The organism is Marinomonas shanghaiensis, assembly GCF_003259175.1.
GTDB classification, from domain to species: Bacteria; Pseudomonadota; Gammaproteobacteria; order Pseudomonadales; family Marinomonadaceae; genus Marinomonas; species Marinomonas shanghaiensis.
Window position 1 is genome coordinate 88,423 of sequence record NZ_QGOK01000011.1, and the last position, 24,571, is coordinate 112,993.

General features: G+C 45.8%; 20 protein-coding genes and 3 tRNA genes. 17 read left to right on the forward strand and 6 right to left on the reverse strand.

Going from position 1 to position 24,571, the window contains the following annotated elements:
* Window positions 1-207 precede the first annotated feature (207 nt).
* Entirely contained in the window at window positions 208-405 is a 198-nt protein-coding gene (locus tag DKT73_RS10120; protein WP_111638435.1) for a CPXCG motif-containing cysteine-rich protein, read from the reverse strand.
* Window positions 406-599: 194 nt separating this feature from the next.
* Here DKT73_RS10120 and DKT73_RS10125 point away from each other — a divergent pair, with 194 nt between their 5' ends.
* Together DKT73_RS10125 and DKT73_RS10130 are read left to right on the forward strand one after the other, a co-directional pair.
* Window positions 600-1,034 carry a hypothetical protein gene (locus DKT73_RS10125; protein ID WP_111638436.1) on the forward strand — a complete coding sequence of 145 codons (435 nt, stop codon included), beginning with the start codon at window positions 600-602 and terminating at the stop codon, window positions 1,032-1,034.
* Window positions 1,035-1,161: 127 nt separating this feature from the next.
* Window positions 1,162-1,593 carry an acyl-CoA thioesterase gene (locus tag DKT73_RS10130; RefSeq protein ID WP_111638437.1) on the forward strand — a complete coding sequence of 144 codons (432 nt, stop codon included), beginning with the start codon at window positions 1,162-1,164 and terminating at the stop codon, window positions 1,591-1,593.
* A gap of 171 nt (window positions 1,594-1,764) precedes the next feature.
* On the opposite strand, the gene DKT73_RS10135 is transcribed toward DKT73_RS10130, so the two are convergent.
* Together DKT73_RS10135 and DKT73_RS10140 are read right to left on the reverse strand one after the other, a co-directional pair.
* A tRNA-Leu gene (locus DKT73_RS10135) sits at window positions 1,765-1,849 on the reverse strand.
* An 85-nt stretch (window positions 1,850-1,934) separates the two neighbouring features.
* Complete coding sequence (locus DKT73_RS10140) at window positions 1,935-3,161, reverse strand: EAL and HDOD domain-containing protein (protein WP_111638438.1); 1,227 nt, start codon at window positions 3,159-3,161, stop codon at window positions 1,935-1,937.
* Between the two features lie 205 nt (window positions 3,162-3,366).
* Here DKT73_RS10140 and DKT73_RS10145 point away from each other — a divergent pair.
* From DKT73_RS10145 to DKT73_RS10180, 8 genes are all read left to right on the forward strand, one after another.
* Window positions 3,367-3,442, forward strand: a tRNA-Ala gene (locus DKT73_RS10145).
* A gap of 71 nt (window positions 3,443-3,513) precedes the next feature.
* A tRNA-Ala gene (locus tag DKT73_RS10150) sits at window positions 3,514-3,589 on the forward strand.
* 105 nt (window positions 3,590-3,694) lie between these two features.
* On the forward strand, window positions 3,695-7,093 hold the full coding sequence (gene recC, locus DKT73_RS10155) for an exodeoxyribonuclease V subunit gamma (RefSeq protein WP_111638439.1): 3,399 nt from the start codon (window positions 3,695-3,697) through the stop codon (window positions 7,091-7,093).
* Window positions 7,090-10,788, forward strand: coding sequence for an exodeoxyribonuclease V subunit beta (gene recB / locus DKT73_RS10160; protein ID WP_111638440.1), 3,699 nt, complete (start codon window positions 7,090-7,092; stop codon window positions 10,786-10,788). The genes recC and recB overlap by 4 nt, the downstream gene beginning before the upstream one ends.
* Window positions 10,775-12,709, forward strand: a complete 1,935-nt coding sequence (recD, locus tag DKT73_RS10165; protein ID WP_111638441.1) for an exodeoxyribonuclease V subunit alpha — start codon at window positions 10,775-10,777, stop codon at window positions 12,707-12,709. Before recB ends, recD begins: the two co-directional genes overlap by 14 nt.
* Before the next feature lie 175 nt (window positions 12,710-12,884).
* The gene (locus DKT73_RS10170; RefSeq protein WP_111638442.1) at window positions 12,885-13,892 is read left to right on the forward strand and encodes a tryptophan--tRNA ligase; all 1,008 of its coding nucleotides are present in this window, start codon (window positions 12,885-12,887) and stop codon (window positions 13,890-13,892) included.
* Between the two features lie 13 nt (window positions 13,893-13,905).
* Window positions 13,906-14,772, forward strand: coding sequence for a Tim44 domain-containing protein (locus DKT73_RS10175; protein WP_111638443.1), 867 nt, complete (start codon window positions 13,906-13,908; stop codon window positions 14,770-14,772).
* A gap of 105 nt (window positions 14,773-14,877) precedes the next feature.
* Entirely contained in the window at window positions 14,878-15,387 is a 510-nt protein-coding gene (locus DKT73_RS10180; protein WP_232827838.1) for a chemotaxis protein CheW, read from the forward strand.
* A gap of 79 nt (window positions 15,388-15,466) precedes the next feature.
* Here DKT73_RS10180 and DKT73_RS10185 read toward each other — a convergent pair whose 3' ends face one another.
* Window positions 15,467-16,765, reverse strand: a complete 1,299-nt coding sequence (locus DKT73_RS10185; protein WP_111638444.1) for an inosine/guanosine kinase — start codon at window positions 16,763-16,765, stop codon at window positions 15,467-15,469.
* Window positions 16,766-16,852: 87 nt separating this feature from the next.
* Between DKT73_RS10185 and DKT73_RS10190 the strand changes: the two genes are divergently transcribed.
* Together DKT73_RS10190 and trxB are read left to right on the forward strand one after the other, a co-directional pair.
* On the forward strand, window positions 16,853-17,605 hold the full coding sequence (locus DKT73_RS10190) for a HesA/MoeB/ThiF family protein (RefSeq protein WP_111638445.1): 753 nt from the start codon (window positions 16,853-16,855) through the stop codon (window positions 17,603-17,605).
* Between the two features lie 127 nt (window positions 17,606-17,732).
* Window positions 17,733-18,686, forward strand: coding sequence for a thioredoxin-disulfide reductase (gene trxB, locus DKT73_RS10195; RefSeq protein ID WP_111638446.1), 954 nt, complete (start codon window positions 17,733-17,735; stop codon window positions 18,684-18,686).
* A 104-nt stretch (window positions 18,687-18,790) separates the two neighbouring features.
* On the opposite strand, the gene ppa is transcribed toward trxB, so the two are convergent.
* Entirely contained in the window at window positions 18,791-19,321 is a 531-nt protein-coding gene (ppa, locus tag DKT73_RS10200) for an inorganic diphosphatase (RefSeq protein ID WP_072841202.1), read from the reverse strand.
* Between the two features lie 208 nt (window positions 19,322-19,529).
* Between ppa and ihfB the strand changes: the two genes are divergently transcribed.
* The 5 genes from ihfB (at window position 19,530) to DKT73_RS20290 (ending at window position 22,671) form a co-directional block, all read left to right on the forward strand.
* Window positions 19,530-19,838: an integration host factor subunit beta gene (gene ihfB / locus DKT73_RS10205; RefSeq protein ID WP_111638447.1), complete on the forward strand. Its 309-nt coding sequence runs from the start codon at window positions 19,530-19,532 to the stop codon at window positions 19,836-19,838.
* A gap of 74 nt (window positions 19,839-19,912) precedes the next feature.
* Complete coding sequence (locus DKT73_RS10210; protein ID WP_111638448.1) at window positions 19,913-20,236, forward strand: LapA family protein; 324 nt, start codon at window positions 19,913-19,915, stop codon at window positions 20,234-20,236.
* A complete protein-coding gene (gene lapB / locus DKT73_RS10215; protein ID WP_232827839.1) occupies window positions 20,233-21,420 on the forward strand; it encodes a lipopolysaccharide assembly protein LapB in 1,188 nt (395 codons plus the stop codon). Before DKT73_RS10210 ends, lapB begins: the two co-directional genes overlap by 4 nt.
* A 61-nt stretch (window positions 21,421-21,481) precedes the next feature.
* The gene (gene pyrF, locus DKT73_RS10220; RefSeq protein ID WP_111638449.1) at window positions 21,482-22,189 is read left to right on the forward strand and encodes an orotidine-5'-phosphate decarboxylase; all 708 of its coding nucleotides are present in this window, start codon (window positions 21,482-21,484) and stop codon (window positions 22,187-22,189) included.
* Between the two features lie 167 nt (window positions 22,190-22,356).
* Window positions 22,357-22,671, forward strand: coding sequence for a ComEA family DNA-binding protein (locus DKT73_RS20290; protein ID WP_111638450.1), 315 nt, complete (start codon window positions 22,357-22,359; stop codon window positions 22,669-22,671).
* A gap of 32 nt (window positions 22,672-22,703) precedes the next feature.
* Here DKT73_RS20290 and DKT73_RS10230 read toward each other — a convergent pair whose 3' ends face one another.
* A complete protein-coding gene (locus DKT73_RS10230; protein ID WP_111638451.1) occupies window positions 22,704-24,428 on the reverse strand; it encodes a SulP family inorganic anion transporter in 1,725 nt (574 codons plus the stop codon).
* Between the last annotated feature and the right edge of the window lie 143 nt (window positions 24,429-24,571).

The window sequence follows — 24,571 nt, forward strand, 5'->3', positions numbered from 1 at the left end:
ATGTTTATCTGGCCTTCCATACGCCAACATCAGTTAGATGGTGCATTGCGCACACGATGTTAGACCGTCAATCTAATATCAATAAAAAAACCGCCCGTTGGCGGTTTTTTTGTGTCTGTAATTTAGTTTAGTGTTTGGTGGTGATGCTTTGGGCGAGTGCCCATGACATGACTTCGCTTGCGATCCAGCGCCAGTTGGTGTTTCTTCTCAATACGTCTCATTTTCTGAATGCACGGAAACCGAGGTTGATCCATCGAAGGCGGTGTCTATGTTGAAGACGATAGGGCGGCAACAGACTTGGCGGTCTTCTATGTATTCTTGGCTTTCATCTAGCACTTCTATCACGACGTCGATGCTTTCGCCGCAGTAAGGGCATGAAATATTTGTTTCTAGTAGTTCGCTCATATGCACCTCTTAACGTATTTTAAGCGTATAAAAACGTTCATCTATCTAATCATAGATGATGATTGTTTTGCTAGCTTGCCGTTTTCTCCTATGTTTGTATCGATTTTTTAGGAAAATCCACACTTTTATCGATCTGCTTTCGTTGTCTTTGTGCAACACTGTTATGATTTAAGCTTCAAAAGAGAGGTGTGGTGATGAATGCTATTAAATACTTATCGGTTTTAGTGTTGCCTGTATTGTTGTTTGGTTGTGCTTCTGGTTCCCATGTGGTGACAGGGCAGCAGATGCCAGAGCTTGAAGTGGATCAGGTAACGGTGTTTGAGCAAGCACCTGCGTTTGCCTACGAGGTGGTTGGGACTGTTTATGCGTCAAGCGACAATGGTTTTACAGAGGACTCTCGAAAAGAGAAGGCGACGCTTGAGCTGAGAGAGCAGGCTGCCAAAATTGGTGCGAATGGTGTTATTTTAGATGAAGTGACACAGTTGTCATTTAGACGTTTGGGGACTGGTGTTGGTATTAGTGCAGGCAGCGGCGGTGGTTTAGGAACGTCGATTGGTTCGAGTTTTTCCTTCCCGACAACAGAAGCTAAAGGAACAGCCATATATTATGAAACGGAGTCGGTTAAATAAGTTCGCTATCTGGCGCTCTGGTGATGTTTTTTTAAATGCTCGAGACGGTATTTTGTTGTTACTCTTGGTCCATATAAACGGATACACTTGCTCTTAGTGAGCATGGTAAATTGATTGAGAGAGTGTTATGTCAGAGTCTGAAGAAAAGGCAAAGGGTCGTCTTACGACAAGAACCGTGGCTATGCCTGGAGATACGAATCCTGCGGGTGATATCTTTGGTGGTTGGGTGGTATCGCAAATGGATATCGCGGCAGGGATTTGCGCTGGGCAGAGGGCGCAGTCACGTGTTGTGACGGTGGCGCTTGATGGGATGAGTTTTATTCGGCCGGTCAAAGTGGGCGATATTTTGGGTGTGTATACTCGCGTTGAGTCGGTTGGTCGTACCTCTATGAATATTCTTGTGGAAGCTTGGGTTCGTCGTGGTCGTATTGGGCGACGCGAAAAAGTGACAGAAGGGATGTTTAAGTTTGTGGCGATAGACGATACGGGGCGATCTACCCCTATTCCCAAAGAAGAGGATTTGCCTGATTACGTACTGCATGGTTTTGACGATCATTGATCGTCATTCCAGTGCTCGACTTATCGTGCTTATTAAAAAAGACTTTTTAGTAAGCACGGGGTTGGGGTGAGCGATTCTAATGGCTGAAAGTTATGTTGCTGGCTCAAAGTGACCAGCTGAAAAGTTACAAGCAAAAAAAAGCGCTTACCGAAGTAAGCGCTTTTTTCATGTTGGTACCAGTAGGCGGACTCGAACCGCCACACCCGAAGGCAACGGATTTTGAATCCGTCGTGTCTACCAATTCCACCACACTGGCCTTGAAAAAGGTGAAGAGTATTCTATGGTTTTTTATTGGGGTGTCAATCATTTAACGTAAAAAAATACATTTATTTTGTATTTAATTAATTTATTGATCGGACGACGTCATCAGCCCATAGCATGGCGTCTAAAAAGGCTCTGTTGAGTGTTGTTCTTTCGGCCGGTGTCATTGATTGGATTTTGTTCCAGTCTTGATCTTCACAGCTCAACGTTTGTTTTAAATAGGAGCCTAGCTCCCCTGATTGTTTGAGAATGGCCGCCAGTAAACTTTTATCCAAAGCAATTTGTTCAAGCACGACGGACTTTTCTAAGTTGAAGACGGCATCAATGCCTGACATCATGCCAACCATAAAGGCAGAGTCCGCAAGGGGTGACTTTTTGCTCTCTGCTAATAACTGACAGCAACGTCCACGAGTTAATAAGACTTTAAGCAAGGATTGCGGCTGTTTTGTTGAGGACGTAATGGTGATAAGTAGAGCCCATTTTTTTAACTGTACTAAGCCTAAAAAGATAATGGCTTCTTTGATAGACGTCACGGTTTTAGATACGCCGCAAACCGGGCTGTTAAGAATCCGCAGCAATTGATATGACAGTTTGGGATTTTTAGCGACTAGGTCGGTCAATGCTTCAATGCTGATGTCTTTGTTCTGCAAGGCGTTAACTAACTCGATTGCACCGTGTGTGGCTGAATCGATTCTTTTGCCTTTGATGAGTTCAGGGCGTTGTAAAAAATAACCTTGAAACAAATCGAATCCCAACTGCTTGCAAAGCTCAAACATGGCAGCATCCTCTACTTTTTCTGCAAGCAAGATAAGCCCCCGAGACTTTAGTTCTGCAATTTGAGTAGCGAACTGAGCTGGCGGCGTGAGAAGTACGTCTATTTTTACGATAGAGACCCAAGGCAGTAATGCTTGGTAATTAGTGTCGAACTGATAGTCGTCTAGCGCGAATCGATAGCCTGCAGCTCGCCAATTTTTTAAGGCAGTAAAAAATTCAGGGGTCAGTTTTTGGCTCTCAAGGATTTCAATGTAAACGGTGTCTGGATCGATAGGAAAAAAAGCGTCAGACAACATAAGTTCGGTTGTCATATTAATAAAAAAAGGTTTTCTGAGCTGAGATTCCAGTTTGGTGATGCCAATGCATAGGTTGACCAATACTTGGCTGGTTGCCGCTTCACCGTCAGAGATGTTGGCGCTTAGGGAGTCCTTTCCACGAAACAAAAGCTCATACCCAAAAATTTCTTTTGTTTTTTTGAGTATCGGTTGTTGAGCCATCATTAAATCATCTAAGACCGTTGGGAATTCGATCATTGCGCTTCTCTTATTATTAATGTTGGGTTTTAAAACGAGTGTTCTCACACTGTTAGAACAAGCACTTATAAAAACATAAACAGCTTGGCTATCACAACGTATAAAGTGTTCGATTTTGTGTGGTTGAGGTAAAAATATCCACAGGTGGGCTTGTAAAAAGGTTGACAGCATTGAAAAGCGCCCATAAAATCCTCGCCAGTTTTTAGGGGCTATAGCTCAGCTGGGAGAGCGCTTGCATGGCATGCAAGAGGTCAGCGGTTCGATCCCGCTTAGCTCCACCACTTATTGCTAAATAAGTGATCAATAAAAACATCACCCAGGACATTCTGTCCACTTACGCTACGCGTTTTGTGGGGCTATAGCTCAGCTGGGAGAGCGCTTGCATGGCATGCAAGAGGTCAGCGGTTCGATCCCGCTTAGCTCCACCAGTTTCACTTATTATTTCTCCTATTCAGTCCTTCTTTTTTGCGGCATCCAAGGTTAGGCTTATCAGTATTTTTATTAAGTTCCTTTCTAGGGTCTAGGATTCGTGCATGTTTCAACTTTACACAAGTAACCGTCTAGAGGATTTGGCCGTGTTGCTTGCGAAGATTTTGGCGATTTCTCCGCCAGAAAATCCGTTTGATGACGAAGCTATCTTGGTGCAAAACCCCGGTATGGCGCAGTGGCTGAAGATGTTTTTGGCTGAATCTCACTCTATTGCGGCGGGTTTGGTGTTTCCTCTGCCTTCTACCTTTGTTTGGCAAACTTTTGCACACACGTTGGACGATATTCCGGCGCAAAGTGAGTTTAACAAACCTTTTTTGGTGTGGCGCTTGATGCGCTTGCTGGACTCTCGTCTTGGTGAACCAGCATTTCAAGCGCTCAGTTGGTATCTTGAAGAAGATGATACGCAAATCCGGCGCTTTCAGTTATGCAGCAGCATTGCTGATATTTACGATCAATATCTGGTTTATCGACCGGATTGGATCAAATCTTGGGAAGGTGGCGAGACACAAGATCCCACGCTGAAAGCTATTTTTGAACAGCAACCATGGCAAGCGATTTTGTGGCGAGATCTGGTGGCTGATATCAGTCAGCAAGGAAACTCGCTTTATCATCGTGGCAATCTGATTGAAGCCTTGCATGACAAAACTCAATCCTCTGCACGACCGGCTGGTGTTCCAGAACGAATCTTTATTTTTGGTGTGTCTTCTTTACCGCCGAATACGCTTGAGTCGTTGCGTGTACTGGCCGCTTCGGGTTGGATCGATGTGCACTTGTTTTTGCAGAACCCTTGTCGTTTTTACTGGGGCGATGTGGTTGATAAACATTATTTAGGTCGAGCAATAAAACGCCAAACCCTCAAGCCTGGGCTGAGTACTGATACCTTACATTTGGATGCCAATCCTTTGCTGGCCAGTTGGGGGCGTTTGGGTCGAGACTACATTGCTCAGCTGCAAGAAATGGCCGACAACGAATTAGAAGTTTTTGAAGACTATCTGAGCGAGCAGTCGAGCGGTTTGCTGCAATGGGTTCAGCAAGATGTATTGACCCTAGAAAACCATGGAGCGAAACAAGAAAGAGACGCTACCATCGTATGCGCAGATTATCGCCATACGATCTCAACCCATGATCAAAGTATTCGTGTGCATCGCTGTCACAGTCCATTGCGGGAAGTGGAGGTTTTGCATGATCAGCTGTTGCAGATGTTCGAAAGTGATCCAACACTAACGCCAAAAGATATCATCGTCATGTTGCCCGACGTCAATACTTATAGCCCATTTGTTAAGGCCGTTTTTGGTGGACAGAAAAAGAGCGGGCAAATGCAGGGTAGAAAACACATTCCCTTTGCTTTGATCGACCAATCTGGTGGCATGGAAAACCCCATTGTGGATGCCTATTTGTATTTGCTCGGCTTAGGCGAAAGTCGTTTCACCTTGTCTGAATTGATCAGCGTGTTAGAAGTTCCAGCTGTGTTGGCGCGCTTTGAATTGACCGCCGACGAGTTAGAGCGAATTCGCCAATGGTCGACAGAAGTCGGTATTCGTTGGGGATTGGATGGCAAAACCGCTCAGCAGCATGATCTGCCGATACAGGAATCGCACACTTGGCTGAATGGCGTGCGTCGAATGTTGTTGGGTTACGCCATGGGGCACGACTATATTTGGCAAGGCACCTTAAGCTATGGTGACGTGGAAGGTTTGGAAGCGTCTGTGGCGGGTAAATTGGCTGAGTTCTTGGTGGCCATCAATGATGCTCAAGCCAAGCTGATGGAATCGCTTGCTCCTAAAGAGTGGATTTCTACTTTGTATTATTTGGCGGATCGCTTTTTCTTGGTGGATGAAGACGATGCCTTTCAGGTCTTGTTAAGCAAGCAGCTCGACGTGCTGACCTTGCAATGGCAGCAAGCCCATTTTGATGCGCCATTGGACCAGCAAGTGATTCGCCAGTTGCTGTCGCCTTTGTTGCAAGAATCCCAAGGTGGTCAGCGCTTCTTAGCAGGACGAGTGAATTTTTGTACCTTGATGCCCATGCGTTCGGTGCCTTTTAAAGTCATCTGTGTATTAGGGTTAAACGAAGGGGATTATCCGCGCAGCGTGGCGCCGATGGGCTTTGACCTAATGGTTGGGCAATATCGCAGCGGCGACCGAAGCCGACGGGAAGACGATAAATACTTGTTCCTTGAAGCGCTTATGTCGGCCCGAGATTGTTTCTATATCAGTTACGTTGGTCGCAGTATTCAGGACAATAGTGAGAAGAATCCGTCGATTTTAGTGAGTGAGTTGCTGGAATACATTGCGCAAAGTTGTGTGTTTGAAGGCGATCAAGCATTAGCGCCAGACGACGCACAGAAAGCCTTGTTAGAAAAGCTGATTCTTGAACATCCTTTGCAGCCATTTAATGCGGCATATTATTCGTCTAAGCCGTCTTTAGTAACCGATTCTCAGGCATTTGATAATCGCTTATACAGTTATGATGAACAATGGTTGCCGGCCTTGCTTAGCGTTCCTGTGGACGATACGCATTTCGAGTTTTCACCACTGGATGGTTTAGAGCAGCCAAGATTGGAGCTGGCGCTTGATGAGTTGTCGCGTTTTATTGGGCATCCGACACGTTACTTTACTCAGCGCCGATTAAAAGCCTATTTGAGTATGCAAGAAGAGGAAGAACAAGAAGACGAGCCGTTCGCACTGGATGGCTTGGCGGGTTATCAGCTGCGCGAAGGTTTGTTGCAGGCCATGCTAAAAGGCGATGAAGATCAGTTCGTTGAGCGTTTGTCCTTGATGGGGGCTTTGCCCTATGGTGCGCTCGGTCGGTTGTCTTTGCAGCAAAGCCGAAATCAATGCCGGCAGTTGTTGTCTGTGTTGCAAGGTTATGCATTGGAAGAGTGTGAGCCAATTGAGGTGAATTTAACCCTTGGTAGTATTGTGCTGCAAGCGTGGTTGGATTTACCAACAGCCACAATGCGTTTGTCTTATCGCATTGGTGACTTATCTGCCCATCAAAAAATGCAGGCGTGGATTGAGCATTTGGCCTTGTGTGCCCAGGGTACGCCAAAGCAGCATCATCTTATTAATTTGTCGAAAACGGGCAAACTGTTGCAACACAGTTTTATCGTTATCCCGCCGAAGGATGCTCAAGACTATCTCAACACTATGTTGGCGTTATTGCAGCAAGGCTTGTGTCAGCCAATTGCTTTGCCGGCCAAAAGCGCAGATGCATGGTGTAAAAGTTATTGTTCCAATAAAGCGGCAGAAGACGCCGATGTGGCTTGGGAGCAAGCATTGAAACTCTATCAAGATAACAGCAGTGCTTTCACGCGTAGCGAGGTAGATGATGCTTATTGGCAGCGTTATTTCCCCGACTTAAATCGCCAAAAGGAACAATTTGTCGCCTTGTGTGAGCAAATTTGGTTGCCCATGCATCGTCATTTGGAGGGAATGGAATGAGTCTTTCTTCTGAGTCTGTTTCTGCGAATGCAGAAGCCCTGAACATGATTCCCGAACCACTAAACGCGTTAACTTTTCCCTTGTTTGGTAAACGTTTAATCGAAGCCAGCGCGGGCACAGGAAAAACCTACACCATTGCCAACTTGTATTTGCGCTTGTTGGTGCCAACGGGACCGTCTTTATCTGGAAATAGCGGTGATTTAGATAAACCTCTGACAGTTGACCAAATCTTGGTGGTGACCTTTACCGAAGCCGCCACCGCCGAGCTAAAAGCCCGTATTCGTGGACGCATACGAGCGGCGCGAAAAGCCTTATTGCAAGGCGAAAGCCGCGATGCCTTTCTGGCGGAGTGGCTGGCAAAAATGTCAGCCGAGCAACGCGCTGGCGCCATTGAAAAGCTGCTGTATGCGGAAAAGCAAATGGACGAAGCCGCGGTGTTTACCATTCATGGTTTTTGTCAGCGTATGTTGAGCCAGAACGCTTTTGAAAGTCGCATGTTGTTCCAGCAAACCATTGAGACCGACGAACTCGCGCCCTTGTCCATGGCGGTGAAAGACGTGTGGCGCAGTGTGTTTTATCCGATGGACGACACCAAAGCCGCCTTGATTCAGCCGCTTTGGTCGAATCCAGAGGCTCTGCTGAAAGACTTATATTTACTGAACAATCAGCCCGACGCTAAAATCGTTGTGCCTGATTACGATTGGGAAAATGCCTTACATCAGGCGCAAGAAACCATGGTGGCGGTGCGCGCCATGTGGCTGGATCAATCGCAAGATATTATTGATGCCCTTGAGCGTAGCGGCATTAAGCGTACTTTTTGGCGCAAAGATCCGTCGAAAGACATCGAGGCCATCACGCAGTGGGCGAATTCAACGCGTTTTGAGTTAGACAAGAGCCTTGAAAAATTTGATACCCAAGAGCATGCCAGTCGACTGAGCAAAGGCGGCGATTTGCCTGTGCACGCATTTTTTGGTTTGGTGCAAACCTTGCGTGAAAGCTTCCCTGATGCGGGGCGATTAAAAGCGGTCTTGTTGACTCAGCTTTGGCAACAAACTCAAGAACGCATGAAACGCTGGAAGCGCAGTACTCAATCGCTCACTTTTACCGATTTGCTAACCTCTCTTGATGTGGCGCTGACGCAAGACGAAGCGGGCAAGTTGGCGGAACGGATTCGTCATCTTTATCCCATTGCTCTGATCGATGAATTCCAAGACACGGATGCGGTGCAATATCGGATTTTTTCCACCATTTATGCGCCAGCGACGGTGGATCAAAATTCACTTGGTTTGATCATGATTGGCGATCCTAAACAAGCCATTTACGCTTTTCGTGGCGCGGATATTTACACCTATTTGGCGGCTAAGAGACGCGTCGATAGTGTGTATTCTTTGACGACCAATTATCGTTCTTCGGCGGCGATGATTCAGTCGGTGAATGGACTTTTTACCACGCAAGCAGAACCCTTTCGCGTTACCGGGATTCCTTTTGTTGAAGTGCAAGATCGTGGCGTTGCCAGTGGTTTTTCTCGCCACGGTCATACGCAAGCCGCGTTGCAATTCTTGTATCAGCGCAGTGAGGAGCCCGTTTCTGCCAAAGAGTATCGTCAAACGATGGCGGAATCCTGTGCAGCGCACCTTCATGCGTTGTTACTGGAGGGGCAGCAAGGAGCGGCACTCATTGATGGCAAAGGCGTACGACCAAAAGACGTTGCCTTGTTGGTAACCAATTTTAGCCAAGCCAATGCCTTGAAAGATGCCCTGCGTCAGCGTGGCATCGCCAGTGTGTATCTCAGTGACAAAGGCTCTGTGTTTGAAACCGTCGAAGCGCGAGAATTGTTGATCGTGCTGACGGCGATCTTATCCAATGGACAAGAAAGCAAGCTGCGCTCAGCCTTGGCGACCAGCTTGGTCGATTGGTCATTAGAAGACTTGGATACGCTCAATCACGACGATGTGGTCTATGAAAAATGGGCGCAAGCCTTCCGCGATTATCTGGCGCTTTGGGATAAGCAAGGTCTGTTGCCCATGCTGCGTGAATTTATGCAGGATGTCGCTTTGGCAGCCAATATGTTGAGCCATATTGGTGGCGAACGGCGTCTAACCGATTTCTTGCATTTAACCGAAAAGTTACAGCAGAAGTCTCTTGAATTGGACTCTAAAGAAGGGGTTTTGCGTTACCTCAGGTTGGCGATACAAAACCCGAATGGCAACAGTGACGAGCAAAAGATTCGCCTTGAAACCGATGCAGAATTGGTTCGAATTGTCACCATTCACAAAAGTAAGGGCTTGGAATACCCAATCGTCTATTTGCCTTTTGCTTTTACACCCTATCGAGACCAAGACAGTTCGGCTTTGTATCACGATGCACAACAGCAATTGTGGATCGCTATTGATCCTGATGAAGTACAAACCGAACAGCATAAAGAAGAGTTGTACGCGGCGGAAATTCGTTTGGCTTATGTGGCGTTAACCCGCTCCAAAGAAGCGTGTTTTATTGGCACCATGGACGTTGGCAAAGGCGCCAATAAGTCTCGTGGTGCTGTATCAGAGGTGCATCTTAGCGGTGTGGGTGCTTTGATTGGCGAAGGCGAGCCGCTAGAAGCCGGAGATTTATATCCTAGTATTGAGCGCCTCTGTGGACGTTATCAAGCTGGGCAAATGCAGCTATTGGCGTTGCCCGATGACCCGCCGCAACTACCGCGTTTCAAAATGGCACAAGCTGACTTGATCGAGCCTCATGTCCGAGATTTTACCGGACGAGTGGAGCGAGATTGGTGGGTGGGAAGTTATTCCTCGCTGGTGGTGGAAGACAAAGAACACCATGATGAAAGTATGCCGGGCTTGGATGAAATGACGCGTTTAGTTGATCCTCTATTAGATGAAATAGAGGTGTCTGAGCTTTCGCTTGAGCCAAAAAAGAGTCGTTTCACTTTTCCCAAAGGCGCAAAACCGGGCACTTTTTTGCATGACACTTTGGAAGGCAAAGCGCTGCATGACGTGTCGAGCAATCCTAGCTTTAAGGACTTATTAAAAACCAGTCACCATAAGTTAATGGCCGATTTTTATAAAAGACAAGGTTTCGATGAATGGCAGGATGTATTGAGCGAATGGCTGCCAGACATAGTGAACACTGAGCTAATGACGGGAATGAGTTTGGGGAGTTTGACGCCCTCGGCTTGTCGTAAGGAGATGGAGTTTTTTATTCCGGTGACTGGCATGAATGCCTTGCAGTTAGACCGTATTTCCCGTGAGCACGATGCGGTGTCTCGGGTCGCGCCTATGATTCAGGATCGTCCGCTAAAAGGCATGTTAAAAGGCTTTATCGATTTGTTGTTCGAATATCAAGGTCGTTATTACGTGTTGGATTATAAGTCTAATTACTTGGGTGACGATTTTGCCGATTACGAGCCTGAGAAGCTGGTTCATGCGATTGCTGAGCACAGATACGATTTGCAATATCAGCTTTATACTTTGGCTTTGCATCGTTTGTTGAAGCAGCGTTTGCCGAATTATGATTATGAAAAACAGGTGGGTGGCGTTGTGTATTTATTCCTGCGAGGCATGCAGCCCCAGCAGCAAACTGGCATTTTTCAAAGCCGTTTAACCCTTAAGCATGTTAACGCTTTAGACAAGCTGTTTAGTGGTGAAAGCGATCAGCCAGAAAATAACGAGGCGGTGCAATATGGACTTTTCTAATCAGCTAGGTTTGCTCGACTCTCTTGATGAAAAAACGCTTGAGGAGAATTCTCCTGTCGCAACGCCGTTCAGTTTGTCTGCTTGGCAAGCCAAAGGCGTGTTAAGAGCGATTGATTGCCAATGGATTGAACAGCTGGCGCAACACGCAAAAGAAAGCACGTCTGATGGAGAGAATAGCGCGGTTCATATCGCTGGCGCTTTGTGCAGTGCGTATCTTGGCGCGGGGCATATTTGTATCGATCTGGCGAACTTTTGGCAAAAGCCACCGGAAGGTATTGATCTCGCCGAATGGCGAGCGGTGCTAGAAGGCAGTGGCGTAAACAGTGTGTCGGCTTGGTGTGACGCTTTGCGAAGGAGCTGTTTGGTGTCTCAGGTCGAAAACGTCGTTGAACGTCCTATGGTGTTGGCGGGCACGCGTTTGTATTTGTATCGCTATTTTCAATATGAGCAGCAGGTGCTGAAATATCTCAAAGGTCAATTCTCTGTTGCGCCTTTTGGTGTAGACGCAGGTTTATTGGCGACGCTGTTTCCTAAGAAAGCCGATGTGGTGGATTGGCAAAAAGTCGCGGTCGCCAATGCGGCGAGCTTACCTTTTTCGGTGATCAGTGGCGGCCCAGGTACGGGTAAGACAACCACTGTGACTCGCTTGCTAGCTTTGCTGGTGGCTCAGTCAATGGCGGAAGGTAAGGTGCTGCGTATTGAACTGGCTGCCCCAACGGGCAAAGCGGCGGCTCGATTAACAGAGTCTATTTCAAAAGCCAAAGCGGATTTGCCATTGAGTGATGACGTTAAACTCGCCATTCCAGAACAAGCCAGTACCTTGCATCGTTTACTGGGCAGTGATTTTGGGCGGAGTCGCTTTAAGCACAATAAAGACAATCCTTTGCATCTGGATGTGTTGCTGGTGGATGAAGTGTCCATGGTGGACTTGCCTATGATGGCCAAGTTGATTGATGCCATGCCACCCCATGCTCGACTTATTTTGTTAGGCGATAAGGATCAGTTGGCGTCGGTAGAAGCGGGCAGTGTGCTGGGGGATTTATCCTACGGTATTGAAGCGGTTTACTTTCAACCAGATTGGGCGGCTCGTCTTACTCACCTTACTGGTGAAAATCTAGCCCCGTTTGGTAATCCATCGGCTCCGCCAATCAGTCGCGCGCTAACTTTGTTGCGCACCAGTTACCGCTTTGATGCCAATAGCGGCATTGGGCACTTGGCAAAAGCGATGAACGCTGGCGACAGTCAAGCTGTGTTGCGTTGTTTGCAATCAAATTACGCCGACATCGAGTGGCGAGTACCGGAAGAGGGACAGAGTAAAGCGGATATTGCGACCTTGGCAAAAGGCTATGATGACTATTGGGACGCAGTACGTCAGAACCTTGACATCGCTAAACTGTATGAGGTGTTTTCGCGCTACCAGATTTTGACCGCGGTTCGCCAAGGCGAATTTGGTGTCGAGAAAGTGAACGCTCAACTCGAACAGTATTTCTATCAACGGGGAAGAGTGAAAGACCCTCATGTTTGGTATCCCGGCAAAGCGGTAATGCTCACTCGTAATGACGCAGCACTGGGTTTGTTTAACGGGGATATCGGTCTTTGCATGCCGGATGTGTTTCAGCGCCTTCGAGTCTGGTTTATGCAGCCAGATGGGACTTTTACGGGGTTATTGCCGAGCCGTTTAAGCGAGTTTGAAGTGGTATTTGCAATGACAGTGCATAAATCTCAAGGATCAGAGTTTGATCAGGTGGCTTTGTTATTGCCTATGACGCCCTCGCCAGTGTTAACCAAGGAGCTACTTTATACTGGTATTACTCGGGCGAAGCGGTCTTTTTGTTTGTGGGGGGCGAGTGGATTGATTCGAGCGGCTGCCAGCACACGCATTCAGCGTTACTCTGGTCTTATCGCTGAGCTTTGGCATTGATATTGGTGTATTCGGCTCCATTATCAAAAGACGATGTAAAAGGCTTAAAAAACATCGAACTAAATAATCGTCACGTGTGATTCTTGCGGTCGTTTTTTTGTGATAGGGTAAGCGGTATTTATAGTTTCAAAACAATGAAAATTCAACTCTGTGTAAAGTAGGAAAGAGTACAACAATGGCAAAAGAAATTGTTTTAACCGGTGTGACCACCACGGGCACTCCACACTTAGGTAACTATGTGGGAGCTATTCGTCCTGCGATCGAAGCGAGCCGTCAAGAAAATACGGAATCTTACTTCTTTCTTGCGGACTATCATGCGTTGATCAAGTGTCAGGATCCAGAACGTGTGAAACAGTCTCGTTTAGAAATTGCAGCGACTTGGCTAGCGTGTGGCTTAGATACTGATAAAGCAACTTTCTACCGTCAATCTGATATTCCTGAAATTGCGGAATTGAATTGGCTACTGACTTGTGTCACTGCAAAAGGTCTGATGAACCGCGCTCATGCTTATAAAGGTGCTGTGGATGACAATCTTGCGAATGGTCAAGATCCAGACTTTGGTATCACCATGGGCTTGTTCTGTTACCCTGTCTTAATGGCAGCCGATATTTTGGCGTTTAACGCGCATAAAGTGCCGGTGGGTCGTGATCAAATTCAGCATATCGAAATGGCGCGAGACATTGCCGGCCGTTTCAACCATTTATTTGGTGAGCATTTCGTCTTGCCTGAAGCCGTTGTTGGCGAAGAAGGCTCTATTCTTAAAGGCTTAGATGGCCGCAAGATGAGTAAGAGTTACAACAATACGATTCCATTATTTGATACTGAGAAAAAGCTACAAAAAGGCATTAATAAAATCAAAACCAACCTGCTAGAACCGGGAGAAGCGAAAGATCCTGATGATTCTACGGTGTTTGATATTTATAAAGCGTTTGCAACGCCTGAGCAGACGGCGCAAATGCGTCAGAATTTTGCAGAGGGCATTGCATGGGGTGAAGCGAAGAAGGAACTTTTTACCCTGATCAATGGTCAACTGAGTGAGCCGCGTGAAAAGTATCTAGAATTGATGGCAAATCCTGTTCATGTTGAGGAAATACTACAATCAGGTGCAGAAAAAGCGCGAGCGCGAGCAAGGCAAATGATTTCAGATCTACGAAATGCCGTTGGTCTAGTGAATTTTAAATAATAGGAGAAAATCAGTGAAAACATCTGTATATGCCATGCTGTTGGCGTTTGTGTTGGCAATTGGGGCGGGTGGCTATAGTGCCGATGTCCATGCCAAGAAGCTAGGTGGTGGTAAGAGTTTTGGTAAAAGCTTTTCTGTGTCTAAGCCTAAGGCGGCGCCAGCAAGTGCGACCAATTCTACGGCTGCGGCGGCTGGCGCTAAAAAACCTGGTTTCTTGGGTGGTTTAGGTGGTGGTCTGCTGGGTGGTTTGTTAGCGGGCGGTATTTTTGCAGCTTTGCTAGGCAGTGGTGCGTTTGACGGTATCTCATTTGGCGATATCCTGTTATTTGCCGTGATTGGCTTCTTGATTTACAAGTTCTTCATCGCGCCAAAACGTCGTGCTGCAGCCGCTGCTCAACAAGCTGGTACAAATGGTATGTTCCGTGAAATGCCTGAATCAACTCGTGACAGCGTTCAGCCTTCGCCTATGGCGGGTATGAGCGGCTTTGGTGCTAAACCAGAGATTCAATTGCCACCGGGTTTCAATGAGCAGGCTTTTGTAGCGGAAGCAAAAAATCACTACATCACTTTGCAAAAAGCGTGGGATGACAATAATTTCAATGAAATTCTGGATTATGTTAGCCCTGAGCTTTACAACTTGTTGGTTGAAGAGCGTGCTAAGCATGGTGACAACAAGCCTCGTACTGAAGTGATCTCTTTGATGGTGGATTTGGTTCGTGGTGAGTTTATTGGTTCAACTGCGTCTATTTCTTTGCAGTTCTCAGGCTGGATCAAAGAAGGCGACGAAACGTCTGAAACATCTGAAATTTGGCACTTGGAAAAGAACATGGCAGATGCAAATGGAAATTGGACAATAGTTGGGATACAACAAGACAACTAATTGTTACTTAACTTTGCTCGTAGACTCGTTACTCTTTGTTTACACTAGACAAAAGCAGTAACGAGTTCTACAGTACTTTAATCAAATTGAATATGGATGTGAGCCATGTCTGAATTAGCACCTATTAAAGAAAAAGGGAAAGCCTTATCTGAAAATAAGAAAGGCGAGTTGTTGCAGTATCTAACGTTTAAGCTGATTGACGAAACCTATGGTATTAACGTCATGCAGATTAAAGAAGTGCTGCGCTATAGCGAAATAGCTCCCGTTCCAGGTGCGCCTTCTTATGTTCTCGGTATTGTGAACTTACGTGGTAACGTCGTGACTGTGGTTGATACACGGGTGCGTTTTAGTTTGCCTGAGTGCACTATTACCGATGACACGCGCATTATCATTATCGAGCATGATGGTGAACAAGTTGGCCTGTTGGTGGATGCGGTACAAGAAGTATTCTATTTGTATCAAGGTGAAATTGAGCAAAGTCCAAGCGTCGGAAATGACGAAGCCTTACGTTTCATTCAAGGCGTTTACCAAAAAGAAGATGAGTTGGTTATTTTGTTGGAACTCAATCGCATGTTTGAGCGTAATACGGCTCTGGGCATTGAGGCGATGAATTAATCGAATTGCTTCTTAACAGAATGAATAAAAAACCATGCCAGTGCATGGTTTTTTTATGTCTTCAATAACGATACCTTGGTTATCTTTCCCAGTAAGCTTCTTCTAAGCTGTCTTCTCGTTCTGGTAGCCCTTTCGATAAACGTGAGGCGTTTTGAGCGAGTATTTCATAACTCACGCGATTCGAATATTTGCAGATCTGGGCAAATGATGAATAGGCTAAAAAAGGCGCTAAGTGTTTACTGGAGTTTGGAATGGCCTCTTTGTGGAAGTGGTTTGCCGAAATGTCATGCAGTAAAGCCGAAAGCGCACCATCACCTGCACCATTGGTATTGCGAATCTTTTCAGGGCCGCCCATGTAGGGGTCAATGTGAGAAAAGACTTTTACAGGCTGCTTGCAAGCCTTACGTAGCATAGGGCGGCTGAATTCCCAACGGTTGAAGTCGGCCAAACTGCCTGACTTGATGGGATTAGTCGTCTCGCGTTTTAATTCATCGTCTGTGTGACCGCACAAATACATACCATCAGGACCGGCAGTAAGCAGCACAATATCAACATGATCTAAAATAGCGCTTGCAGCCTGCAGTGGATCAGAGAATCCTGTTAACGCCTCGGCCTCTAACTCATTCATGGCGAGTATGTTGACGTAGTTTTTGATCAGGTCGAGCAGTTCTTCACGATTGTCTTCCACAAGATGTTTAGTGCCCAATGTGAGCGCCGTTGGCACTTGATGTTGATGTGCGTATTTTAGGGCGGTCAGCATGGCGTGCTTAATGGGCTTGCCTTGGTGACGCAATGGATACGCGCAGGTGACCAATGCGGCTGCGCCAGCAATAATGTGTTCTGGTATATGATCGGCATCCAGTTCATCCATGTCACCAGGAGCGATGGCGAAAGTGCGCTCACCATCAGGTGTGATCAAGGTAATGCCTCGACCAATGTCTCCAGGAACCCCTTGCAAGTGATTCATGTCGACTTTACTGCTGGTATGGCAGATATAATGGTAAGCTGGTGAGCCCAGAGCGATGTTGGCTGACATAACGCCAAGCAACACAGATTTGTCATCGGCTAGCACGGAATAGTTGTGTATAGTGTTGCCGATAGTGCCGCCAGCAAAATGATCCGAAATGCTATTTTGTACGGTTAATTCGCGAAAAATAGCGGTAGCTGTGTCGGCGTCGACAAGATTAGATAACCCTTTTTGGATATGGAATGTTTCTAGGAATTGATCAGAAACGTTAGCGACCACATCGACAATGGTTTCGTCCAAACCAACAATGTAAGTGTCTTTATCGGGCCGAACTTCCGAGGTAGGCAAAACGGGTTTGGGTTGAGAAACGGGAAAGTAGTGTTTAAGTTTGCGTCTGCCTGGAAACTTCATATTGGTGCTCGTTGATAAGGTAATTAAGCGAGTTTAGCAAAGAATTGACCAGTCGGGCAGGATGAGCAGCAAGAAAGTAAGGTGAAAATGAACGAATCAGAGTTAGATCGCTACAGTCGACAGTTATTATTGCCCAATTTTGATATACAGGGGCAACTCAATCTTGCCCAAGCAAAAGTCTTAGTCATTGGGTTAGGCGGACTTGGCAATATTGCGGCCACTTATTTAGCGACGTCAGGAGTGGGAACATTGGTGTTAGCGGATGGTGATCAACTAGAAAACAGTAATCTACCTCGCCAAGTACTCTACGATGAACATCAGCTAGGCTTGAGTAAAGTTGCCGCTGCTGCCGAGCAAATCGCGTTGAAAAACTCAGCCGTTCAGGTTGAAGTCATAGCCAAAAAACTGGCAGGCGATGCTTTATTGCATGCCGTAGAACAAGCGGATGTGGTGCTGGACTGTACGGATAATTTCACCGCCAGACAAGACATTAACCGAGCTTGTTTGTTGCTTAAAAAACCATTGGTCAGTGCTGCTGCGATTCGCTGGGAAGGGCAGTTGGTGAGTTTTCTATACCATCAACAAGCCCTGCCTTGTTACGAATGTTTGTATCCCGCACTGTCGGATCAGCAATTAAGCTGCAATGAAAGTGGTATTATTGCCCCCGTTGTTGGTTTGTTAGGGGTTTATCAGGCGCTTGAGGCCGTGAAGTTAGCAAGCGGTTGCGGGGTCGTTAAGCACGGTGTATTGCGGTTGTTTGATGGTTTCGATGGATGCTGGCGTGAAATGCGTTTAACGCCAGATCCGCAATGCTCGGCTTGTTCACTTGAAAACCCATAGAAAGTCCCTATTTTAGTTATTAATATTTTTCTCTAAGAATTTCAGTCGATTTTCGTTAGAATTCACCACAGTTTTAAGCCAGTCGTATTTTGGGGTCTGGCAAACATTCATTTACAGGAGCAATGACATGAGCGATGTGAGACACGCTAAACTAATGATTTTAGGTTCTGGTCCGGCTGGTTATACCGCAGCGGTTTATGCTGCCCGCGCGAACCTGAATCCTGTGATGATTACCGGTATGCAAATGGGTGGTCAGTTGACCACGACGACCGAGGTTGATAACTGGCCAGGTGATGATCAAGGCGTGCAAGGTCCAGAGCTAATGGAGCGTATGCGTAAACACGCTGAGCGTTTTGAAACGGAAATCATTTTTGATCATGTTAACAAAGTGGATTTAAAAAATCGTCCATTCCGTTTGGAAGGTGACAGTGGCGTTTATACTTGCGATGCGTTGATTATTTCCACTGGTGCCAGCGCTCAGTACTTGGGCCTAGAAAGTGAAACGAAATTCATGGGGCAAGGCGTGTCTGCTTGTGCCACTTGTGATGGTTTCTTTTACCGTAATCAAGATGTTGCGGTGATCGGTGGGGGCAATACGGCGGTTGAAGAGGCCCTTTATCTTTCTAATATTGCCAAAACGGTTACCGTTATTCACCGTCGCGATAAATTCCGTTCTGAAAAAATCCTAGCGGATAAATTGATGGAAAAAGCGAAAAACGGCAACGTAAAAATTGAATGGCATTCCGAGCTAGAAGAAGTGTTGGGTGATGATGCTGGTGTAACTGGGATTCGCATTAAAAACAATGAGACTGGCGAGAAAAAAGACATCGCGGTTGCTGGTCTGTTCGTGGCCATCGGTCACAAGCCAAACACAGATATTTTCCAAGGTCAGCTTGAAATGCATGATGGTTACCTAAAAGTTCAATCTGGTACGCATGGTAATGCGACTCAGACCAGCATTGAAGGGGTTTTTGCTGCGGGTGATGTATCTGATCATATTTATCGTCAAGCGATCACATCAGCGGGCACAGGCTGCATGGCGGCGTTAGACGCAGAGCGTTACTTGGATTCTTTAGAGTAAAAGATGCCCATAGGTATCAAGCTTTACTGAGTTAAAGTGTTAAACAAAAAAACCGATCCTAGGATCGGTTTTTTTATGTCTGAAAGTCATTCGAGTGAAACGAATTACTGAGCGTTGTAAGCTTCGATGCCTTCAACGATGGCTTTTTTCGCTTCTTCTGCGTTCGCCCAACCTTCTACTTTTACCCACTTGCCTTTTTCAAGGGTTTTGTAGTTTTCGAAGAAATGTTCGATTTGATCGCGTAGCAATTGTGGAATGTCATTCACGTCTTGGATATGACCGTATTCTTTGCTGAGTTTCTCATGAGGAACCGCAACCAATTTAGCGTCCATACCTGCTTCATCAGACATGTTTAGTACGCCAACTGGACGGCAGCGAATAACGGAGCCTGGAACGACTGGGTAAGGTGTGATCACTAATACGTCAACTGGGTCGCCATCGTCAGCTAAAGTGTTATTAACATAACCGTAGTTTGCTGGATAAAACATAGGTGCTGTCATGAAGCGGTCAACGACAAGCGCATCCATGTCTTTATCGACTTCGTATTTTACTGGGTTGGCTTGTGCTGGGATCTCGATGATCACGTTGATATCATTCGGTGCATCTTTGCCAGCTGGGATTTTGCTATAGCTCATTATAATCTCTTCCAATGTGTTAAATATGGGCAATATTATAAAAGCTAGACAGCATCTATGCTAGTTGTGTAATGCATCCATTCGTAATATTCTCTATTTCACTAGAATAAAACATGTAAAAAGCATCCTAAATAGCGTTAACTTATTGCTTTCTTTCTAAATTTAGCTAGTCTTAGACAGTGATCAAATTATAGTCGCGAGGACAGTAATGACAAAATCTGAGCTGATAGAGCTGCTAATCGATCAGCAATCCCATTTGCCGGTTAAAGATGTAGAGCAAGCAATCAAAGCAATGCTCGATCATATGTCTGATTCCTTAGCGAATGGTGAGCGCATAGAGATCAGAGGCTTCGGTAGTTTTTCTCTGCATTATCGAGCCCCCAGAGTTGGCCGTAATCCTAAAACAGGAGAGTCGGTTGAGTTGGGCGCAAAATATGTGCCTCACTTTAAACCGGGTAAAGAATTGAGAGAGTTAGTCAATTTGCCTGAAGACAGTGAGATTAACGAACTTAACTAATTTACGTCTTATGCCTCGAAATTTATGAGCTACCACGGCATAATAACGCCATTCTATTTTTGGTAGGTTGTTTTATGCTTAAATGGCTGAAAAGAGTTACTTACACAGTACTCATTGTTTTTTTTCTTGCCGTGGGTGTGTTCTTTGCCATCCGCAACCCTCAGTTGATCCCGCTTGATCTCGTTTTTTGGCAAGGCCCAGAGTTAAGTGTCGCTCTCTATGTGATTTTGTCTTTTACCGTTGGTGCCTGTGTGGCTTTGTTGGTTAGCTCAGTTGCCTATTTGCGAAGTGAACGCCAGATTAAGGTGTTAACTCGTAAATACGAAAAAGCACGTGATGAAGTGGATGCTTTGCGTAAGGCCTCTATTGCGAAAGAGCTTTCTGTTGGGAAGGAGTGATTGAGTTGACCGAAATTGGGTTGTTTTTGGTTCTGTTTGTCGCGCTCTTTGTTGGCTGGGCAATGGGGCGTAAAAATCCGACCAAGAAAAATAAGCAAACCAAAAAAAGCATTCCGACCGATTACTTTCGCGGTCTTAATCACCTACTGAACGATCAGCACTCTGAAGCCATTGACGCTTTTGTTGATTCTCTCGAAGTCAACTCTGATACTTTCGATATCCACCTGACGTTGGGCAATTTATTTCGTAAAAAAGGCGAAATACAAAAAGCCATTAATATTCATCAAAATTTGCTTGCTCGTCCTGAGATATCCCAGCGTGAAATGCGCATGGTGCAACTCGAGCTTGCCAGTGATTTTATGTCGGCAGGTTTGTTGGATAGGGCGGGACGACTCTTATTGAACATGGCTTCGACCTCACGAAAAACCGAATTTCAGCCTAAAATACTCACTCTGCTGGTTGATCTTTATGAATTTGAGCAGAGCTGGGACAAAGCCATACAAATTGGCTCTGAGTTGATCAAAGAAGCCCCAACCAAAAAAGAGATTAAGCGTTTGGCGCATTTTCATTGTGAAATGGCGCAGGAATCACAGAAAAAAGAGCAATGGAAACACGCCTTTCAATATTACAAAGAAGCCCTCGACGTTGACTCCAGCTGTGTACGGGCGAGCATTGGTGCGGCCGATGTATTAAACAGTCAAGGGCGTTATCGCGATGCGATCAAAGAGTTGAAGCATGCGGCAGAACAGGACCCAGAATTTATTTCTATCATTCTTCCCAAACTGAAAGAGTGTTATCAAAAGGTGTGGGGCAGTGGTGGCTATATTAAATTTTTGCAAGAACAGAATCAGAAAAAGCCTTCCGCCGCGTTGATTATGGGTCTGGTTCAGCATTACATGGAAACCGATAAAGATTACGCAGAGATGTTTTTGGTGGAGCAATTGAGATTGCATCCAACTATTAAAGGCTTTAAAGAGTTGATTAGTCTGCAGCTCGCTGATTCTCAGGGCTACAATCAGCAACACTTGGTGGTGTTATATGAGCTTATTGATCAACTCGTGCAGGCAAAACACAAGTATCAGTGTCGCCAATGTGGCTTTCCGGGTCATCAATTGCATTGGCAATGCCCTAGTTGTAAAAACTGGGGCGTTGTAAAACCAATTCATGGTTTGGAAGGTGAATAAAACAACGCGCACCTAATGACATTTATTAAACGATAGAAACCGAAAGAAAAGAGGACACTGAATGAGCTGCCAATCCCCTATAGTGGTTGCCCTAGATTATCCAACCATGGCGCAATCCGTTGAGATGGCGAAACGACTAGACCCTAAACAGTGTCGAGTCAAAGTCGGCAAAGAGCTGTTTACAACGGCGGGTCCTGTTATTTTAGATGAATTACACAAATTGGGTTTTGAAATTTTTCTCGACCTTAAATTTCATGATATTCCAAATACTGTGGCGAACGCGGTGAGCGTGGCGGCCAAAGCGGGTGTTTGGATGGTAAACGTTCACGCCACTGGTGGCCGTCGTATGATGGAAGCGTCTGCGAATGCATTGCAGCAATTGCCAGATAACAAGACCTTGTTGATCGCCGTTACGGTTCTGACCAGCATGGATCAAGCGGACCTGTTGGAAATCGGAATCGATGCGACGCCAGAACAACACGTGAAGCGCCTTGCTGCTTTAGCAAAATCATCAGGCATGGACGGTGTGGTGTGCTCTGCGCAAGAATCCAGTATGTTGTCGACGACGCTTGGCAAAGACTTCGTGTTAGTCACGCCAGGGATTCGTCCCGTCGGCTCTGATCAGGGTGACCAGAAGCGTATCATGACACCAACAGAAGCAATGGCGGCTGGAAGTCATTATCTCGTTATGGGACGTCCAATAACACAGGCCAATGACCCTATTGCTGTGTTGACTCAAGCAAATCGTGATTTGGGTGTGATGGCGTAATTTATCGTCTGTGACATTTTGAGATTGTATAAAAAAGGCTCTTGAAGTCTGCTTAAAAAGCTTTTACTCTAAAACCACTTAATCAGCGTTGATCTTCACATCAATGTATTAAGTGGTTTTTTATTGGCAAGATGCCACTGTTTTTTAATATGCTAAAAGGACTTTTTATGACAAACCTCTCTCGTGTTTTCCGTACTGGTATTTCCCGTTCACTGCTTATTGTCTCTCTGGCACTGATGCCTTTCTCGCTTTTTGCGGTGACGCCTTTGGATATTAATACTGCCACGGCCGCAGAGCTTGCCGCTGTGATGTCTGGTGTTGGCACGAAAAAAGCGGAAGCAATCATTGCTTACCGAGAGGCCAATGGCGGCTTCAAGTCTATCGAGCAGTTATCCCAAGTTAAGGGCATTGGAGATGCGTTATTGTCCCGCAATAAAGACTTGTTGCGGGTGTCGGCTGGTGACGATTCTTCCGTTAATTAGCCGAGTGTGGTAACGCCTCAGCAGCAAGCTGGTTATATTGCTGCTTGCTGCTGAGTTAATATCTTCATGGCCTGATGCTGGGTTAAAAAGATGTCACCGCTCAGGTTGCGGACCAAGCTTGAATCTTTTAATTTGTCCATCACAGGTCCTTTAATCTCAGAAAAATGCAACAGAACCCCCGCGGATTTTAATCGGTCATCAATGGTTTCTAAGCTGTCTAATGCGCTTGCGTCTATCATGTTGACTGCGTTACACATAAGGATCAGATGCTTCATGTCTTTATGCAGAGAAACCAGTGTTAAGACGTAATCTTCTAGGACTCTAGCGTTGGCAAAGAAAAGATTCTCATCAATGCGAATCGTGATGATTTCTGGGTCTGTTTCCACGTCAAAACGCTTCACGTTACGAAAATGCTCTGTTCCAGGCAGTCTGCCAACCACGGCAATGTGTGGATGACTGGTGTGCCAAAGAAAGAACAACAGAGACAACGAGACCCCCACTATGATTCCGCTTTCCATGCTGACAAACAGTACAACAAAAAAGGTGGCTAATAAGCCAAGCGCTTCTTGTTTAGAAAAACGATACAGCCTTAAAAAATTCTTCACTTCAATAAGCTGTAAAATCGAGATGATGATGCTGCTTGCTAATACTGCGGTTGGAAGGTAGTAAAAAAGTGGGGTGAAAAACAGTAAGGTTACTAACATCAATAAACCGGTTAAGATGCCTGTCATTGGTGTTTTCGCCCCTGCACTGGCGTTGACGACAGAACGAGAGAAACCGCCTGTTACCGGAAAAGACGCGCTCAAGGCGGCCCCTAAGTTTGCTAACCCTAAGCCAACCAATTCCTGATTTGGGTTGATATCTTGTTTGCGTTTTGCCGCAAAAGATTGGGCCACAGAGACAGAACCAACAAAACCCACAATGCTGATTAAAAAAGCACCGGGCAGCAGGTCTATCATGGCATCTAGAGTAAATTGTTGGAAAGGAATAGTGGGTAAGCGAGTGCTTATGTCACCAACGATTTTTATGCCAACAGTGTCTAGAGAAAATAAAGCCACGCAACCTGTGGTGACAACAACGACCACGACAGGTCCCGCTTTTCCGAGCATTTGAGCAGTTTGTTCAGCTAACCCAAGTTTGCTAAGAATCGGGGTTAAATAGCGCTTCAAAAGTATTAAAAGAAGAATAGAAATCGTGCTCAAAATCACTGTTGGTAAATTGATGTCATGGATATGAAGCATCATGCTTCGTGTTAGCTCGATAAGATTATCACCATGAGCTTGAACGCCAATTAAATGCTTGAATTGTCCCACTGCGATTAATATGGCAGACGCACTAATAAAGCCAGAAATGACAGGGTGGCTCAGCAAGTTAGATAAGAAACCCATTCGTAAAAGGCTCATCAATATCAAGAACACACTAGATAAAAACGCCAGCATCATGGCCATCGCAGCATACTGTTCACTTCCTGGTAACGCGAAGGGAGCGACAATGGTTGCTGTCATCATGGAGGTAATAGCGACAGGGCCAACGGCCAGTGTTCGGCTTGTACCAAACAGAGCGTATAAAATCGCAGGAATGATGCCCGCATAGAGGCCCACTACGGCGGGTAGACCAGCAAGCAAAGCGTATCCCATACTTTGTGGAATCAGCAGGATGGTGGCAATAAAACTGGCCATGGCATCCGTTTTCATATCTTCTCGCGAATAGCCTTTTAGCCAAGCCAGTGCTGGAAAGAGTTTTCCCAATTTAGTCATGTTGCTCACTTAGATCACGGGGATGGTGTTTTTATTCATAAGTATATTTCTTTATGTTATATATGACGCAACCATTAATAAAGTCTAACGCGGTGTTTTTTATAATTATGGTGCTTAAAAGCTGTTGTTTTAGGTTAGAAATT

Coding starts and splice junctions, on each gene's coding strand:
- DKT73_RS10125 (WP_111638436.1), top strand. CDS start 600: ATGAATGCTATTAAATACTTATCGGTTTTAGTGTTGCCTGTATTGTTG.
- DKT73_RS10185 (WP_111638444.1), bottom strand. CDS start 16,765: ATGAAGTTTCCAGGCAGACGCAAACTTAAACACTACTTTCCCGTTTCT.
- DKT73_RS10120 (WP_111638435.1), bottom strand. CDS start 405: ATGAGCGAACTACTAGAAACAAATATTTCATGCCCTTACTGCGGCGAA.
- DKT73_RS20290 (WP_111638450.1), top strand. CDS start 22,357: ATGACAAACCTCTCTCGTGTTTTCCGTACTGGTATTTCCCGTTCACTG.
- recB (WP_111638440.1), top strand. CDS start 7,090: ATGAGTCTTTCTTCTGAGTCTGTTTCTGCGAATGCAGAAGCCCTGAAC.
- DKT73_RS10130 (WP_111638437.1), top strand. CDS start 1,162: ATGTCAGAGTCTGAAGAAAAGGCAAAGGGTCGTCTTACGACAAGAACC.
- DKT73_RS10230 (WP_111638451.1), bottom strand. CDS start 24,428: ATGACTAAATTGGGAAAACTCTTTCCAGCACTGGCTTGGCTAAAAGGC.
- ihfB (WP_111638447.1), top strand. CDS start 19,530: ATGACAAAATCTGAGCTGATAGAGCTGCTAATCGATCAGCAATCCCAT.
- DKT73_RS10210 (WP_111638448.1), top strand. CDS start 19,913: ATGCTTAAATGGCTGAAAAGAGTTACTTACACAGTACTCATTGTTTTT.
- DKT73_RS10170 (WP_111638442.1), top strand. CDS start 12,885: ATGGCAAAAGAAATTGTTTTAACCGGTGTGACCACCACGGGCACTCCA.
- recC (WP_111638439.1), top strand. CDS start 3,695: ATGTTTCAACTTTACACAAGTAACCGTCTAGAGGATTTGGCCGTGTTG.
- ppa (WP_072841202.1), bottom strand. CDS start 19,321: ATGAGCTATAGCAAAATCCCAGCTGGCAAAGATGCACCGAATGATATC.
- DKT73_RS10190 (WP_111638445.1), top strand. CDS start 16,853: ATGAACGAATCAGAGTTAGATCGCTACAGTCGACAGTTATTATTGCCC.
- trxB (WP_111638446.1), top strand. CDS start 17,733: ATGAGCGATGTGAGACACGCTAAACTAATGATTTTAGGTTCTGGTCCG.
- pyrF (WP_111638449.1), top strand. CDS start 21,482: ATGAGCTGCCAATCCCCTATAGTGGTTGCCCTAGATTATCCAACCATG.
- DKT73_RS10140 (WP_111638438.1), bottom strand. CDS start 3,161: ATGATCGAATTCCCAACGGTCTTAGATGATTTAATGATGGCTCAACAA.
- recD (WP_111638441.1), top strand. CDS start 10,775: ATGGACTTTTCTAATCAGCTAGGTTTGCTCGACTCTCTTGATGAAAAA.
- DKT73_RS10180 (WP_232827838.1), top strand. CDS start 14,878: ATGTCTGAATTAGCACCTATTAAAGAAAAAGGGAAAGCCTTATCTGAA.